11 protein-coding genes are annotated in these 14,698 nt (G+C 59.8%); 10 read left to right on the top strand and 1 reads right to left on the bottom strand.

Annotated features, from left to right (window positions below; translation table 11 throughout):
- Nucleotides 1–52: 52 nt before the first annotated feature.
- The 5 genes from purB (at nt 53) to aceA (ending at nt 6,025) form a co-directional block, all read left to right on the top strand.
- A complete protein-coding gene (gene purB / locus J2W17_RS03400; RefSeq protein WP_307329171.1) occupies nt 53–1,423 on the top strand; it encodes an adenylosuccinate lyase in 1,371 nt (456 codons plus the stop codon).
- A gap of 86 nt (nt 1,424–1,509) precedes the next feature.
- Nucleotides 1,510–2,679 (top strand): ribosomal protein uL16 3-hydroxylase, encoded by a 1,170-nt coding sequence (locus J2W17_RS03395; protein ID WP_307329167.1) that lies wholly within the window; start codon nt 1,510–1,512, stop codon nt 2,677–2,679.
- Nucleotides 2,672–3,097, top strand: a complete 426-nt coding sequence (locus J2W17_RS03390) for a GNAT family N-acetyltransferase (protein WP_307329164.1) — start codon at nt 2,672–2,674, stop codon at nt 3,095–3,097. The genes J2W17_RS03395 and J2W17_RS03390 overlap by 8 nt, the downstream gene beginning before the upstream one ends.
- A 367-nt stretch (nt 3,098–3,464) precedes the next feature.
- Nucleotides 3,465–4,226, top strand: coding sequence for a secretin N-terminal domain-containing protein (locus J2W17_RS03385; protein WP_307329161.1), 762 nt, complete (start codon nt 3,465–3,467; stop codon nt 4,224–4,226).
- A gap of 473 nt (nt 4,227–4,699) precedes the next feature.
- Nucleotides 4,700–6,025, top strand: coding sequence for an isocitrate lyase (gene aceA, locus J2W17_RS03380; RefSeq protein ID WP_008032724.1), 1,326 nt, complete (start codon nt 4,700–4,702; stop codon nt 6,023–6,025).
- Nucleotides 6,026–6,370: 345 nt separating this feature from the next.
- Here aceA and leuS read toward each other — a convergent pair whose 3' ends face one another.
- Nucleotides 6,371–8,956 (bottom strand): leucine--tRNA ligase, encoded by a 2,586-nt coding sequence (gene leuS, locus J2W17_RS03375; RefSeq protein ID WP_307329154.1) that lies wholly within the window; start codon nt 8,954–8,956, stop codon nt 6,371–6,373.
- Between the two features lie 848 nt (nt 8,957–9,804).
- Between leuS and J2W17_RS03370 the strand changes: the two genes are divergently transcribed.
- The 5 genes from J2W17_RS03370 (at nt 9,805) to nuoF (ending at nt 14,612) form a co-directional block, all read left to right on the top strand.
- Complete coding sequence (locus J2W17_RS03370) at nt 9,805–10,218, top strand: NADH-quinone oxidoreductase subunit A (protein ID WP_003223812.1); 414 nt, start codon at nt 9,805–9,807, stop codon at nt 10,216–10,218.
- A gap of 10 nt (nt 10,219–10,228) precedes the next feature.
- Nucleotides 10,229–10,903 carry a NuoB/complex I 20 kDa subunit family protein gene (locus J2W17_RS03365; RefSeq protein ID WP_050682721.1) on the top strand — a complete coding sequence of 225 codons (675 nt, stop codon included), beginning with the start codon at nt 10,229–10,231 and terminating at the stop codon, nt 10,901–10,903.
- A 72-nt stretch (nt 10,904–10,975) separates the two neighbouring features.
- Nucleotides 10,976–12,760 (top strand): NADH-quinone oxidoreductase subunit C/D, encoded by a 1,785-nt coding sequence (gene nuoC / locus J2W17_RS03360; protein ID WP_307329147.1) that lies wholly within the window; start codon nt 10,976–10,978, stop codon nt 12,758–12,760.
- A gap of 2 nt (nt 12,761–12,762) precedes the next feature.
- Nucleotides 12,763–13,260: an NADH-quinone oxidoreductase subunit NuoE gene (nuoE, locus tag J2W17_RS03355; RefSeq protein WP_121132711.1), complete on the top strand. Its 498-nt coding sequence runs from the start codon at nt 12,763–12,765 to the stop codon at nt 13,258–13,260.
- A complete protein-coding gene (nuoF, locus tag J2W17_RS03350) occupies nt 13,257–14,612 on the top strand; it encodes an NADH-quinone oxidoreductase subunit NuoF (RefSeq protein ID WP_307329141.1) in 1,356 nt (451 codons plus the stop codon). Before nuoE ends, nuoF begins: the two co-directional genes overlap by 4 nt.
- Nucleotides 14,613–14,698 lie beyond the last annotated feature (86 nt).

Raw genomic sequence — 14,698 nt, 5'->3', positions numbered from 1 at the left:
TTCATGTATGATACGCGCCCCATTTCGTTGCCCGACTGTCCGAGAACACCCCATGCAGCTTTCTTCGCTCACTGCGGTTTCCCCTGTTGACGGCCGCTACGCCGGCAGAACCCAGGCCCTGCGCCCTATTTTCAGCGAATACGGACTGATCCGTGCGCGCGTTCTGGTTGAAGTGCGCTGGCTCCAGCGCCTGGCCGCTCACCCAGGCATCAGCGAAGTGCCGGCGTTCTCCGCCGAAGCCAACGCTGTGCTGAACACCCTGGCGGACAACTTCGCCCTGGAGCACGCCGAGCGCGTCAAAGAGATCGAACGCACCACCAACCACGACGTCAAGGCCATCGAATACCTGCTCAAAGAGCAAGCGGCCCAGCTGCCGGAACTGGCCAAGGTCAGCGAATTCATCCACTTTGCCTGCACCAGCGAGGACATCAACAACCTGTCCCACGCCCTGATGCTGCGCGAAGGCCGTGATGATGTGATGCTGCCGCTGATGCGCCAGACCGCCGACGCCATCCGCGAACTGGCGATCCGTTTCGCTGACGTGCCGATGCTGTCGCGTACCCACGGTCAGCCGGCTTCGCCGACCACCCTGGGCAAAGAGCTGGCGAACGTGGTGTACCGCCTGGAGCGTCAGATCGCCCAGGTCGCGGCCGTTCCGCTGCTGGGCAAGATCAACGGCGCGGTCGGCAACTACAACGCCCACCTGTCGGCCTACCCTGAAATCGACTGGGAAGAAAACGCCCGCGCCTTCATCGAAGACGAGCTGGGTCTGGGCTTCAACCCGTACACCACGCAGATCGAGCCGCACGACTACATCGCCGAGCTGTTCGACGCGATCGCCCGTTTCAACACGATCCTGATCGACTTCGACCGCGACATCTGGGGCTACATCTCCCTGGGTTATTTCAAGCAGCGCACCATCGCCGGCGAAATCGGTTCGTCGACCATGCCGCACAAGGTCAACCCGATCGACTTCGAAAACTCCGAAGGCAACCTGGGCATCGCCAACGCACTGTTCCAGCACCTGGCGAGCAAGCTGCCAATCTCCCGCTGGCAGCGCGACCTGACCGACTCCACCGTCCTGCGCAACCTCGGTGTCGGCTTCGCCCACAGCGTGATCGCCTACGAAGCCAGCCTCAAAGGCATCAGCAAACTCGAGCTCAACGCTCAGAAGATCGCTGCCGACCTGGACGCTTGCTGGGAAGTATTGGCCGAGCCGATCCAGACCGTAATGCGTCGCTACAACATCGAAAACCCGTATGAAAAGCTGAAAGAATTGACCCGTGGCAAGGGCATCAGCCCTGAAGCACTGCAAACTTTCATCGACGGCCTGGACATGCCAGCCGCGGCCAAGGCCGAGCTGAAACTGCTCACTCCGGCGAACTACATCGGCAACGCTGTAGAGCAAGCCAGGCGCATCTGATCGACCGCTGTACCCGTTTGAGACGCCCGGCAGCGCCGGGCGTTTTTATTCCCGTCTGAAAAGTACTTTTTTTCAATAGGTTACACATGAATCCTGACATTCCTCTTCAACTTCTGGGCGGCATCACGGCGCGCGAGTTCCTGCGCGACTACTGGCAGAAAAAACCCCTGCTGATCCGCCAGGCGATTCCTGAATTCGAAAGCCCGATCGACGCCGACGAACTGGCCGGCCTCGCGCTGGAAGAAGAAGTTGAGTCGCGCCTGATCATCGAGAACGGCGAGCGCCCTTGGGAATTGCGCCGCGGCCCGTTCGCCGAAGACGAATTCAGCAAGCTGCCGGAACGCGATTGGACTCTGCTGGTTCAAGCGGTTGACCAATTCGTGCCGGAAGTCGCCGAGCTGCTGGAGAATTTCCGCTTCCTGCCAAGCTGGCGCATCGACGACGTGATGATCAGCTTCGCCGCCCCGGGTGGCAGCGTTGGCCCGCACTTCGACAACTACGACGTGTTCCTGCTGCAGGGCCATGGCAAGCGCAACTGGAAGATCGGCCAGATGTGCGACTCCGAGAGCAAGCTGCTGCAGCACGCCGATCTGCGCATTCTCGCCGACTTCGAAGCCACCGACGAGTGGGTGCTGGAACCGGGCGACATGCTCTACCTGCCGCCGCGCCTGGCCCATTGCGGCGTGGCTGTCGACAATTGCCTGACTTATTCCGTTGGCTTCCGTGCACCGAGCGCCTCTGAAGTGCTGACCCACTTCACTGACTTCCTCAGCCAGTTCCTGCCGGATGAAGATCGCTACACCGACGCCGACGCCCTGCCTGCCGCCGATCCACACCAGATCCAGCACGACGCCCTCGATCGCTTGAAAGGCCTGCTGGCCGAACACATGAGCGACGAGCGCCTGCTGCTGACCTGGTTCGGCCAGTTCATGACCGAGCCACGTTACCCGGAACTGGTGGTGGGCCCCGAAGAAATCGAAGAAGACGACCTGCTCGCCAGCCTCGAGCAAGGCGCAGTGCTGATCCGCAATCCGAGCGCGCGCCTGGCCTGGTCCGAAGTCGATGACGACCTGCTGCTGTTCGCCAGCGGCCAGAGCCGTTACCTGCCGGGCAAACTGCGCGAGCTGCTGAAGATGATCTGCGCCGCCGACGCGCTGCACGTCGACAACCTCGGCGACTGGCTGAGCGACGAAGACGGTCGCGGCCTGCTGTGCGAGCTGATCAAGCAAGGAAGCCTGGGGTTTGCCGATGAATAAGATCCACGTGCGTGTCGCAGACTGGCAAAAGGACAACGCCGAGATCCGGCGCATTCGTGAGACGGTGTTCGTCGCCGAGCAGTCCGTTCCGCCAGAACTGGAATGGGATGCCGATGATGTGACGGCCGTGCATTTCCTCGCCCTCGAAGGCGACTTTCCGGTGGGCACCGCCCGCCTGTTGCCTGACGGTCACGTCGGCCGGGTGTCGGTACTCAGGGACTGGCGCGGCTTGAAGGTCGGCGATGCGCTGATGCACGCGGTGATCGGTGAAGCCGAGAAGCGCGGGCTGAAGCAGCAGATGCTGAGCGCGCAAGTGCAGGCCACGGCGTTCTACGAGCGCCTGGGTTTTCACATGGTCAGCGAGGAATTCCTGGAAGCCGGGATTCCGCATGTGGACATGGTGCGTCACTCGGCCTGATACCGAGTCGCGCCCTTCGTCGGAACGCCGCCCGGAAAAGCCCGCTCCCACAATAGATTTGTGAGTTGCTGAAAATTCTGGCAACACCATCGATCCCTGTGGGAGCGAGCTTGCTCGCGATAGCGGCCTCAAGGACACCCCAAAACGCTCCGCCATCCCCCGATGCCGGGGCGTTTTGCTGTCTACGATTCAACTTGCCCCGCGCCAGGCCGACAAACTGGCACTATCAACCCCCTGTAGGAGCGAGCTTGCTCGCGATAAGCTTCAGAGCGCCACGTTCACCCAGCAAAGACGCGACATCGTTCACGACCATCGCGAGCAAGCTCGCTCCCACATAAAAAAAATCACAAGGCCGGAGATAACGGACATGTCCCTACGCACCCTCCTCACCACACTGCTACTGACCTGCAGTGTTTCGGTCATGGCCGCCACCGAGATCGTGCCCCTGAACTACCACACCAGCGCCGACATGCTGCCGATGGCGCAGGACTTCATCGGCAAGGAAGGCCAGGTCAGCGCCTATGGCAACCAGCTGATCATCAATGCCGATCAACGCAAGATCGACGAACTTAAAGCCCTTATCGCCCAACTCGATACCGCACCCAAACGCCTGCTGATCACCGTCGACACCTCCGAAAACAATGTCCAGGGCGAGCAGGTTTATTCGGTCAACGGCGTCAAGCCAGGTCAGACCCGCATCATCAGCCGCAGCACCGACAGCCGCGACGGCGGCATCCAGCAAATCCAGGCGAGCGAAGGCGCACCCGCCCTGATTCAGGTCGGCCAGAGCGTGCCGCTGACCAGCACCCAGACCGACTCGTACGGTGACCTGCGCAGCCAGACCGAATACCGCAACGTCACCCAGGGTTTCTACGTCACTGCCAGCGTCACCGGCGAAACCGTTCACTTGGCGATCAGCACCAATCGTGACCGCATCAGCCAGGAACGCCCCGATGTAGTGAATGTGCAAAGTACCGACACAACTGTCACGGGACGCCTGGGCGAATGGATCACCCTGGCCGGCGTGAATCGCCAGACCCAGGCAGATAAACAGGGCCTGACCCGCAGCTACTCGACCCAGGGCCGGGATGACATGACCCTGCGGGTGAAAGTCGATACTTTGGACTGAATCACCGAAAACTGACTGATTAGTCGTATTAGACCAAAGATGTAGTGCCATAAAAAAAGCACTACAAAACGTTTGACGATACAAAAAAGCAAAGGCATGATGGCCTCGCTCCCGCTAATCAGGGGCCCTGGCAAGGGCCTTCGAAGCGATGTTCGCATCTACCCCGCGAACCGCTTCGTGTCTGTACCGCCCACAAGGTGTGTTTGACGAGGTTGCCGACTGGAACGAAGTTGTCCCGAGGGACGGAAGCGTAATTAGGTAAACCCGGCATCACACTGAAGTTCGTATCAAGGCCCACGACGCCCGAATGCGCTCGCCAGTTCGCCCTTACCTGCTCACTTCCCCTCGAGCCATCGTTCATCCCGTCGCCAACCCCGCCGAATTCGACTTGACCGCCTAAGCTTCTGGTCAGCGAGCATGAGTTTTCCACCGCAGAACAACTTTCCGTAAAAGACGCGACGAGGTTTATCTCCATGGCACTGACACGCGAACAGCAAATTGCAGCCCTCGAAAAAGACTGGGCTGAAAACCCACGCTGGAAAGGCGTGACACGCGCTTACTCCGCTGCTGACGTCGTCCGCCTGCGTGGCTCGGTTCAACCTGAGCACACCTTTGCAAAACTCGGCGCCGAGAAGCTGTGGAACCTGGTGACCCAGGGTGCCAAGCCGTCCTTCCGCCCAGAGAAAGATTTCGTCAACTGCATGGGCGCCCTCACCGGCGGCCAGGCTGTACAACAAGTCAAGGCCGGTATCCAGGCGATCTACCTGTCGGGCTGGCAAGTGGCTGCGGACAACAACTCCGCCGAATCGATGTACCCCGATCAGTCGCTGTACCCGGTGGATTCGGTTCCAACCGTGGTCAAGCGCATCAACAACTCGTTCCGTCGCGCCGACCAGATCCAGTGGAAAGCCGGCAAAGGCCCGGGCGACGAAGGTTACATCGACTACTTCGCGCCGATCGTGGCTGACGCCGAAGCCGGTTTCGGCGGCGTTCTCAACGCCTACGAGCTGATGAAGAGCATGATCGAAGCAGGCGCCGCCGGCGTTCACTTCGAAGACCAGCTGGCTTCGGTGAAAAAATGCGGCCACATGGGCGGCAAGGTACTGGTACCCACCCAGGAAGCCGTACAGAAGCTGACCGCTGCTCGCCTGGCAGCTGACGTGGCCGGCACGCCGACCATCATCCTGGCCCGCACCGACGCCAACGCGGCTGACCTGCTGACCTCCGATTGCGACCCGTACGACCAGCCGTTCGTGACTGGCGAACGTACCCAGGAAGGCTTCTACAAAGTGCGCGCCGGTCTCGACCAGGCCATCGCTCGCGGCCTGGCCTACGCGCCGTATGCCGACCTGATCTGGTGCGAAACCGCCAAGCCGGACCTGGACGAGGCTCGTCGCTTCGCCGAAGCGATCAAAAAGGAATACCCGGACCAACTGCTGTCGTACAACTGCTCGCCTTCCTTCAACTGGAAGAAAAACCTGGACGACGCGACCATCGCCAAGTTCCAGCGCGAACTGTCCGCCATGGGTTACAAGCACCAGTTCATCACCCTGGCCGGCATTCACAACATGTGGCACAGCATGTTCAACCTGGCGCACGACTACGCCCGCAACGACATGACTGCCTACGTGAAGCTGCAAGAGCAAGAGTTCGCTGACGCGGCCAAGGGTTACACCTTCGTGGCTCACCAGCAGGAAGTGGGTACCGGCTACTTCGACGACATGACCACCGTGATCCAGGGTGGTTCGTCTTCGGTGACCGCGCTGACCGGTTCGACTGAAGAAGAACAGTTCCACTGATCTGAGCAAACGGCCGTTGCGGATCGAATAGAAAGCTAACCGCAACGTCGCACAACTGACGCCCCGACTGGTTCGGGGCGTTTTTTTGCCTGCGATCCCCCCCTGTAGGAGCTGGCTTGCCAGCGAAGGCGGCCTCGAGCCTTGTGGCGCCCATGAAGACGCCTTCGCCGGCAAGCCGGCTCCTACAGAGTTCGGCGTTGACCACAATTCATCAGCACGCAGGTGATCATGCAGGAGCTGGCTTGCCAGCGAATGCGGTGCCACAGGTAACAAGATGTTGAATGTGATGACCTCTTCGCCGGCATGCCAGCTCCTACAGGGGGCAGCGGAGTGAGCGACCAGGAATCAGATGACGAAGTTAACCAGTCGGTTGGGCACCACGATCATCCTGCCCGCGCCTTCCAGATAACCGCACAACACTGGATCAGCCAACGCCCGGATCCGTATTGCGTCGTGATCGGCATCAACCTGGATCATGATGTTCCCACGCAACTTGCCGTTGACTTGCACCATCATCTGTACTTCGTCCTGCTTCAAGGCTTCGTTGTCCGGCACGGGCCACGAGGAGTCGTAGATGTCACCTGGGAAACCCAGTTGCGACCAGAGTGCCTGGGCGATGTGCGGCGTCACGGGATAAAGGACCAGCAACAGGATCGACATTCCCTCGCGGGCCGCCTGCGGGCCGGCCGACCTGCCTCCCTCCAGCACCTTGAGCATCTTCATCGCCCCCGAAACGACGGTGTTGTATTGCATCCGCTCGTAATCGTTGTTGATCTGCCTTAGCAAGCAATGCATCTCAAAGCGCACGCGTCTGGATTCGTTTACGCCCTCAACCCGATCGTCCTCCCGTGCTTGATCTTCATAGGCAAACGTCCATAGCCGCCGCAGAAAGCGATAAGCCCCTTCAACCCCACTGTCGCTCCAGATCGTGTCCTGGTCGGGAGGTCCTGCGAAAATGGTAAACAAACGAGCAGTGTCGGCGCCGAACCTGTCGATGATGTCCTTCGGCTCGACGACGTTGTTCTTTGACTTGGACATTTTCTCCACGCCGCCGATGATGACAGGCAAACCGTCCTCAAGCGCCGTCGCCCTTACCGGGCGACTTCTTTCATCGTACTCGACCGTCACCTGCGCCGGATAAAACCATCGCCGACTGCCATCTTCCGCTTTGCGGTAATAACTTTCCCGCAACAGCATGCCTTGGGTGAAAAGGTTCTTGAACGGTTCGCTGAACGCCACCAGCCTTTCATCCCGCATCGCCCGGGTCCAGAACCTGGCGTACAGCAAATGCAGCACCGCATGCTCGATACCGCCGATGTATTGATCGATGGGCATCCAGTATCGGCTGCCGGGCCCTACCATCGCGGAATCACTGTCGGGGTCGCAATAACGCATGAAATACCAGCTCGAGTCGACGAAGGTATCCATGGTGTCCGTTTCCCGTAGCGCCGGAGCCGCGCAACGAGGGCAAGCCACCTGGCGAAACCCGTCATGCGCCAGCAACGGATTTGCGCTGCCGTCGGGAATGCAATCGGTCGGTAACACCACCGGCAGATCCGAATAAGGTACCGGGACGTCGCCACAGTGTTCACAACGGATGATGGGGATTGGGGTCCCCCAGTAACGTTGCCGTGAAATCCCCCAATCGCGCAGGCGCCAGGTGATGGCTTCCTCACCCATCCCACGTTCAACCAACGCCGCGACGATGGCCTGGGCGGCCTGTGTGACTGTCAGCCCGTCGTAGGCGCCGGAATTGATGAGATAACCGTCCCGACTGGCATGGCTGTCTGACCAGTCTTGAAAGTCATAGACCTGATCGTCGCAAGCAATGACCTGGCGAACAGGCAACCCGTATTGATTGGCAAAGTCGAAGTCACGCTCGTCGTGGGCAGGCACGGCCATCAAGGCGCCTTCCCCATATTCGCTGAGCACGTAGCTGGTAATCCACAGGGCGACGGGCTCACCGGTCAACGGGTGCTCGACGTGCAAACCGCTGGGAACGCCGATCCTGACCTGGGCACTGGAGGCCGGACCGGCCTCTGCCGCCTGGCGACATGCCTTCACCTGCGACTCCAGGTGCGGATCGAGTTCCAGAGCACGCCTGGCCAGTGCATGCCCGGGAGAAATGGCACAGAAGGTCACCCCCATGAGCGTATCCACGCGGATTGTGAACACCCACAGCTTGCCTGCATCGATCAGCTGATCCGACGCATCCCGGATCCGGTGGGCAAATGCCAGACGAACCCCGCTCGCCTTGCCGATCCAGTTGCGCTGCATGGTGCGCACCCTGTCGGGCCAGCCATCCAGTGTGTCGATGGCTGACAGCAACTCTTCGGCATACTGCGTGATACGCAGGTAGTACCCCGGAATTTCCCGCTTCTCGACCAGCGCCCCCGAGCGCCAGCCCCGACCTTCGATCACCTGCTCATTGGCCAGCACCGTCTGGTCGACAGGATCCCAGTTGACTGTCTGGGTTTTCTTGTAGGCCACGCCCTTTTCCAGCAGCTTGAGGAAGAACCACTGACTCCATTTATAATACTGCGGGTCGCAGGTGGCGATCTCGCGCGACCAGTCGAAAGCCAGTCCCAACGGCTGCATTTGCGCCTTCATGTCCGCAATGTTCAGCCGCGTCCACTCGGCGGGAGAAACACCCGACTGCATGGCCGCATTCTCTGCCGGCAAACCGAAAGCGTCCCACCCCATCGGCATCAGGACATTGAACCCTTTCATGCGTAAATGACGGGCCAACATGTCGTTGATCGTATAGTTACGAACATGCCCCATATGCAACTTTCCCGATGGATAGGGAAGCATCGAGCAGGCATAAAACTTCGGCCGACTTTGATCTTCGACCGCCCTGAATACATCATCTTCAAGCCATTTGGCCTGCGCCGTACTTTCTACCCAGGCTGGATCATATTGCGGTCGCATAGAGGTTCCTTGACATTGCTGGAGCTGAACGACAAATGACTCGCTCGGCTCAATTCCTTACAGATGGCGAGTCGATTTCATTAGGCAGTGACAGGAACCGAGAGCGACACGGTCACTGAACTCAGGCACGACCATCACGCCAGTCATTGGCCAAGCGGCTCATGACGCATCCAGGCCAACAAACCTATGACAAAAACCGTCCAGCCACCGAGACTACCTGGCAACAGGGCACGATCAAGCCACACATCCGACTTTTAGCAACATTCAGAAAAGCCCTTCGCCTGCAGATGAATGGCCTGTAGGAACCTTCCTGGAAACCACCAACCGCCGCGCCAAGCACAGTCAATGACCGTCCGGGAGGGTTTTCGGGCCTCTTCGCCGCGGTGCGGCGGTCCGACCAGCCAGCGCCGGCAGAGGTTTGTGTCGCAGCACGATCACGGTGGGGAACACATTGATCCAGCGCAGTTTCTCAGGCAGCAAATCAAGGTAAAACGTCCCTGGCCGCTACTTGCAGTAATCCGCTTATAAGGCAACTTCCCACTCACTCCTGCGCCAACCAGTTTAAAAACCACGGCAAACAATATTGATTATCATTTAGCTCGAAAAATGTTCGTTACATTTCTTACAAAACATATTTAACGAAAAACCGGCTAATGCCCGCCACGCATGGGTTACAGGGTCCCGGACGTCTGCGATGTCCTTATTCCGCCCAATAATTTCGCTATCTGAATTTTACTTGCTGGGTGTTTAGCCATAAAATCAGCGGGATCGATTGCTGCGACATATCGTCACTGCGTTGTTTCTTTTTCAAGCTCAGAGACCTTTGCTCTCTGTTAAGGATTTCCAGCATGCCCGAAGCGACAGGACTCATGGCCCACAACTGGGGCTTTGCCATTTTCCTTCTGGGCGTTGTCGGCCTGTGCGCCTTCATGCTCGGCGTCTCCAGCCTCCTCGGGTCAAAAGCCTGGGGCCGCAGCAAAAACGAACCGTTCGAGTCGGGCATGCTACCTACAGGTGGCGCCCGCTTGCGGCTCTCAGCCAAATTCTATCTGGTCGCGATGCTCTTCGTGATCTTCGATATCGAAGCCCTTTTTCTCTTTGCCTGGTCTGTGTCCGTCCGCGAAAGCGGCTGGACCGGATTCGTCGAAGCTCTCGTTTTCATAGCAATTCTGTTGGCAGGTCTTGTCTACCTGTTCCGAGTGGGCGCCCTTGACTGGGCTCCGGAAGCTCGTCGCAAGCGGCAGGCGAAGCTGAAACAATGAGGCTTTGGCAATGCAATACAATCTCACCAGGATCGACCCCGATGCTCCTAACGAGCAGTATCCGATCGGCCAGCGGGAAACCGTTTCCGATCCGTTAGAAGATCAAGTCCACAAAAACATCTTCATGGGCAAGCTCGAAGACGTGCTTAACGGCACGATCAACTGGGGGCGCAAGAACTCCCTGTGGCCGTATAACTTCGGTCTTTCGTGCTGCTACGTGGAAATGACCACCGCCTTCACGGCGCCCCACGACATCGCGCGCTTTGGCGCCGAGGTTATCCGGGCATCGCCGCGCCAGGCGGATTTCATGGTTATCGCCGGTACCTGCTTCATCAAGATGGCGCCGATCATTCAGCGTCTCTACGAGCAAATGCTCGAACCTAAATGGGTCATCTCCATGGGTTCGTGCGCCAACTCCGGTGGCATGTACGACATCTACTCCGTCGTTCAAGGGGTGGACAAGTTCCTGCCCGTGGACGTCTACGTGCCTGGCTGCCCGCCCCGCCCCGAGGCTTTCCTGCAAGGCTTGATGCTGTTGCAGGAGTCGATTGGACAGGAGCGTCGTCCGCTTTCCTGGGTCGTCGGTGATCAAGGCGTGTATCGCGCCGAGATGCCTTCGCAGAAGGAACAGCGCCGCGAACAGCGAATCGCAGTCACCAACCTGCGCAGCCCCGACGAAGTCTGATCCAGATCTGCTTCTTTTATAGAACGAGAACCTGGCTTCATTCTTTACGTTGACCGAAAGCGATAAATAACCATGACTACAGGCAGTGCTCTGTACATCCCGCCTTATAAGGCAGACGACCAGGATGTGGTCGTCGAACTGAACAACCGTTTTGGCCCCGAGGCGTTTTCCGCCCAGCCGACCCGCACCGGCATGCCGGTGCTTTGGGTTGCCCGGGCCAGACTCGTCGAAGTCCTGACGTTCCTGCGCAACCTGCCCAAGCCGTACGTCATGCTCTATGACCTGCACGGCGTGGACGAGCGTCTGCGCACCAAGCGTCAAGGGCTGCCAAGCGGCGCCGACTTCACCGTGTTCTATCACTTGATGTCGATCGAACGTAATAGTGACGTAATGATCAAGGTCGCCTTGTCCGAGAGCGACCTCAGCGTACCGACCGTTACCCATATCTGGCCGAACGCCAACTGGTATGAGCGTGAAGTCTGGGACATGTACGGCATCGACTTCAAAGGTCACCCGCACCTGACCCGCATCATGATGCCGCCAACCTGGGAAGGTCACCCGCTGCGCAAGGACTTCCCGGCCCGTGCCACCGAGTTCGATCCATTCAGCCTGACCCTGGCCAAGCAACAGCTCGAGGAAGAAGCCGCGCGCTTCAAGCCTGAAGACTGGGGCATGAAGCGTTCCGGTGCGAACGAGGACTACATGTTCCTCAACCTCGGCCCGAACCACCCTTCGGCCCACGGTGCGTTCCGCATCATCCTGCAGCTGGACGGCGAAGAGATCGTCGACTGCGTGCCGGACGTCGGTTACCACCACCGTGGTGCAGAGAAAATGGCCGAGCGCCAGTCCTGGCACAGCTTCATCCCGTACACCGACCGTATCGACTACCTCGGCGGCGTGATGAACAACCTGCCGTACGTGCTCTCGGTCGAGAAGCTGGCCGGCATCAAGGTGCCGGAGAAAGTCGACGTCATCCGCATCATGATGGCCGAGTTCTTCCGGATCACCAGCCACCTGCTGTTCCTGGGCACCTACATCCAGGACGTTGGCGCCATGACCCCGGTGTTCTTCACGTTCACCGACCGTCAGAAGGCGTACACGGTGATCGAGGCCATTACCGGTTTCCGTCTGCACCCGGCCTGGTACCGCATCGGTGGCGTCGCCCACGACCTGCCGCGTGGCTGGGAAAAACTGGTGAAAGACTTCGTCGAGTGGATGCCAAAGCGTCTGGACGAGTACCAGAAAGCCGCCCTGGACAACAGCATCCTCAAGGGCCGGACCATCGGCGTCGCCGCCTACAACACCAAGGAAGCCTTCGAATGGGGCGTCACCGGTGCAGGCCTGCGTTCGACCGGTTGCGACTTCGACCTGCGTAAGGCGCGCCCGTACTCCGGTTACGAGAACTTCGAATTCGAAGTGCCGCTGGCGGCCAATGGCGATGCCTACGACCGTTGCATCGTGCGCGTCGAAGAAATGCGCCAGAGCATCAAGATCATCGAGCAGTGCATGCGCAACATGCCGGAAGGCCCGTACAAGGCGGATCACCCGCTGACCACGCCGCCGCCGAAAGAGCGCACGCTGCAGCACATCGAGACCCTGATCACGCACTTCCTGCAAGTATCGTGGGGCCCGGTGATGCCGGCCAACGAATCCTTCCAGATGATCGAAGCGACCAAGGGCATCAACAGTTATTACCTGACGAGCGATGGCGGCACCATGAGCTACCGCACCCGGATTCGTACTCCAAGCTTCCCGCACCTGCAGCAGATCCCTTCGGTGATCAAAGGCAGCATGGTCGCGGACTTGATTGCGTACCTGGGTAGTATCGATTTCGTTATGGCCGACGTGGACCGCTAAGCATGAACAGCACGCTTATCCAGACAGACCGTTTCGCCCTGAGCGAAACCGAGCGCTCGGCCATCGAGCACGAGCTGCATCACTACGAAGACCCGCGCGCGGCGTCGATCGAAGCCCTGAAGATCGTCCAGAAGGAACGTGGCTGGGTGCCTGATGGCGCTCTGTACGCGATCGGCGAGATCCTCGGTATCCCGGCGAGCGACGTCGAAGGCGTCGCGACCTTCTACAGTCAGATCTTCCGTCAACCGGTCGGCCGTCACATCATTCGCGTCTGCGACAGCATGGTCTGCTACATCGGTGGCCACGAATCGGTTGTCAGCGAAATCCAGGGCAAGCTGGGCATCGGCCTGGGCCAGACCACCGCCGACGGTCGTTTCACCCTGCTGCCGGTCTGCTGCCTCGGCAACTGCGACAAGGCGCCGGCGTTGATGATCGACGACGACACTTTCGGTGATGTGCAGCCTGCCGGCGTTGCCAAATTGCTCGAGGGCTACGTATGACCCTGACTTCCTTCGGACCTGCCAACCGCATCAAGCGGTCAGCCGAGACTCACCCGCTCACCTGGCGTCTGCGTGACGACGGCGAAGCCGTGTGGCTCGACGAGTACCAGGCCAAGAACGGTTACGCCGCCGCGCGCAAGGCTTTCGCCGACATGGCCCAGGACGACATCGTCCAGACCGTGAAAGACGCCGGCCTCAAAGGCCGCGGCGGTGCAGGCTTCCCCACGGGCGTGAAGTGGGGCCTGATGCCCAAGGACGAATCCATCAACATCCGCTACCTGCTGTGCAACGCGGATGAAATGGAGCCGAACACCTGGAAAGACCGGATGCTGATGGAGCAACTGCCCCATCTGCTGATCGAAGGCATGCTGATCAGTGCCCGCGCACTGAAAACCTACCGTGGCTACATCTTCCTGCGTGGCGAATACACCACCGCCGCCAAGCACCTGAACCGTGCCGTGGAAGAAGCCAAGGCAGCGGGCCTGCTGGGCAAGAATATCCTGGGTTCGGGTTTTGATTTCGAGCTGTTCGTCCACACCGGCGCCGGGCGTTACATCTGCGGTGAAGAAACCGCACTGATCAACTCCCTCGAAGGCCGCCGCGCCAACCCGCGCTCCAAGCCGCCCTTCCCGGCCGCCGTAGGCGTGTGGGGCAAGCCGACTTGCGTGAACAACGTCGAGACCCTGTGCAACGTGCCGGCGATCATTGCCGATGGCGTGAACTGGTACAAATCGTTGGCCCGTGAAGGCAGTGAAGACATGGGCACCAAGCTCATGGGCTTCTCCGGCAAGGTCAAGAACCCGGGCCTGTGGGAATTGCCGTTCGGCGTCACCGGCCGCGAGCTGTTCGAAGACTACGCCGGCGGCATGCGCGACGGTTACACGCTCAAGTGCTGGCAGCCAGGCGGCGCCGGCACCGGCTTCCTGTTGCCGGAACACCTCGACGCCCAAATGTACGCCGGCGGCATCGCCAAGGTGGGCACCCGCATGGGTACCGGCCTGGCCATGGCGGTGGACGACAGCGTCAACATGGTGTCACTGCTGCGCAACATGGAAGAGTTCTTCTCCCGTGAGTCGTGCGGTTTCTGTACCCCGTGCCGTGACGGTCTGCCGTGGAGCGTCAAGCTCTTGCGTGCGATCGAGAACGGTGAAGGGCAAGCCGGCGACATCGAGACCCTGCTGGGTCTGGTCGGTTTCCTCGGCCCTGGCAAGACCTTCTGTGCTCACGCACCGGGCGCCGTGGAGCCGTTGGGCAGCGCAATCAAATACTTCCGCCACGAGTTCGAAGCCGGCATCGCGCCTACCAGCGCCGTCGTCCCGCCTCTGGCCAGGCCGATCGTAGTCGGCGCTTAACGCTTTAAAAAAGGCGAAGGGTCCGTGCCCTTCGCTTTTCGTGCGATGACGCCTTTAACGGCTGTGTTGATTCGCGCGGATAACAA

It is taken from the genome of Pseudomonas lini (genome assembly GCF_030812475.1).
GTDB lineage: Bacteria > Pseudomonadota > Gammaproteobacteria > Pseudomonadales > Pseudomonadaceae > Aquipseudomonas > Aquipseudomonas lini_A.
Note: the sequence above shows the minus strand (reverse complement) of the source record. Positions and strands in the feature narration are given on the sequence as shown.

Coding starts and splice junctions, on each gene's coding strand:
- purB (WP_307329171.1), top strand. CDS start 53: ATGCAGCTTTCTTCGCTCACTGCGGTTTCCCCTGTTGACGGCCGCTAC.
- J2W17_RS03395 (WP_307329167.1), top strand. CDS start 1,510: ATGAATCCTGACATTCCTCTTCAACTTCTGGGCGGCATCACGGCGCGC.
- J2W17_RS03370 (WP_003223812.1), top strand. CDS start 9,805: ATGCCCGAAGCGACAGGACTCATGGCCCACAACTGGGGCTTTGCCATT.
- J2W17_RS03365 (WP_050682721.1), top strand. CDS start 10,229: ATGCAATACAATCTCACCAGGATCGACCCCGATGCTCCTAACGAGCAG.
- nuoE (WP_121132711.1), top strand. CDS start 12,763: ATGAACAGCACGCTTATCCAGACAGACCGTTTCGCCCTGAGCGAAACC.
- leuS (WP_307329154.1), bottom strand. CDS start 8,956: ATGCGACCGCAATATGATCCAGCCTGGGTAGAAAGTACGGCGCAGGCC.
- J2W17_RS03385 (WP_307329161.1), top strand. CDS start 3,465: ATGTCCCTACGCACCCTCCTCACCACACTGCTACTGACCTGCAGTGTT.
- J2W17_RS03390 (WP_307329164.1), top strand. CDS start 2,672: ATGAATAAGATCCACGTGCGTGTCGCAGACTGGCAAAAGGACAACGCC.
- aceA (WP_008032724.1), top strand. CDS start 4,700: ATGGCACTGACACGCGAACAGCAAATTGCAGCCCTCGAAAAAGACTGG.
- nuoC (WP_307329147.1), top strand. CDS start 10,976: ATGACTACAGGCAGTGCTCTGTACATCCCGCCTTATAAGGCAGACGAC.
- nuoF (WP_307329141.1), top strand. CDS start 13,257: ATGACCCTGACTTCCTTCGGACCTGCCAACCGCATCAAGCGGTCAGCC.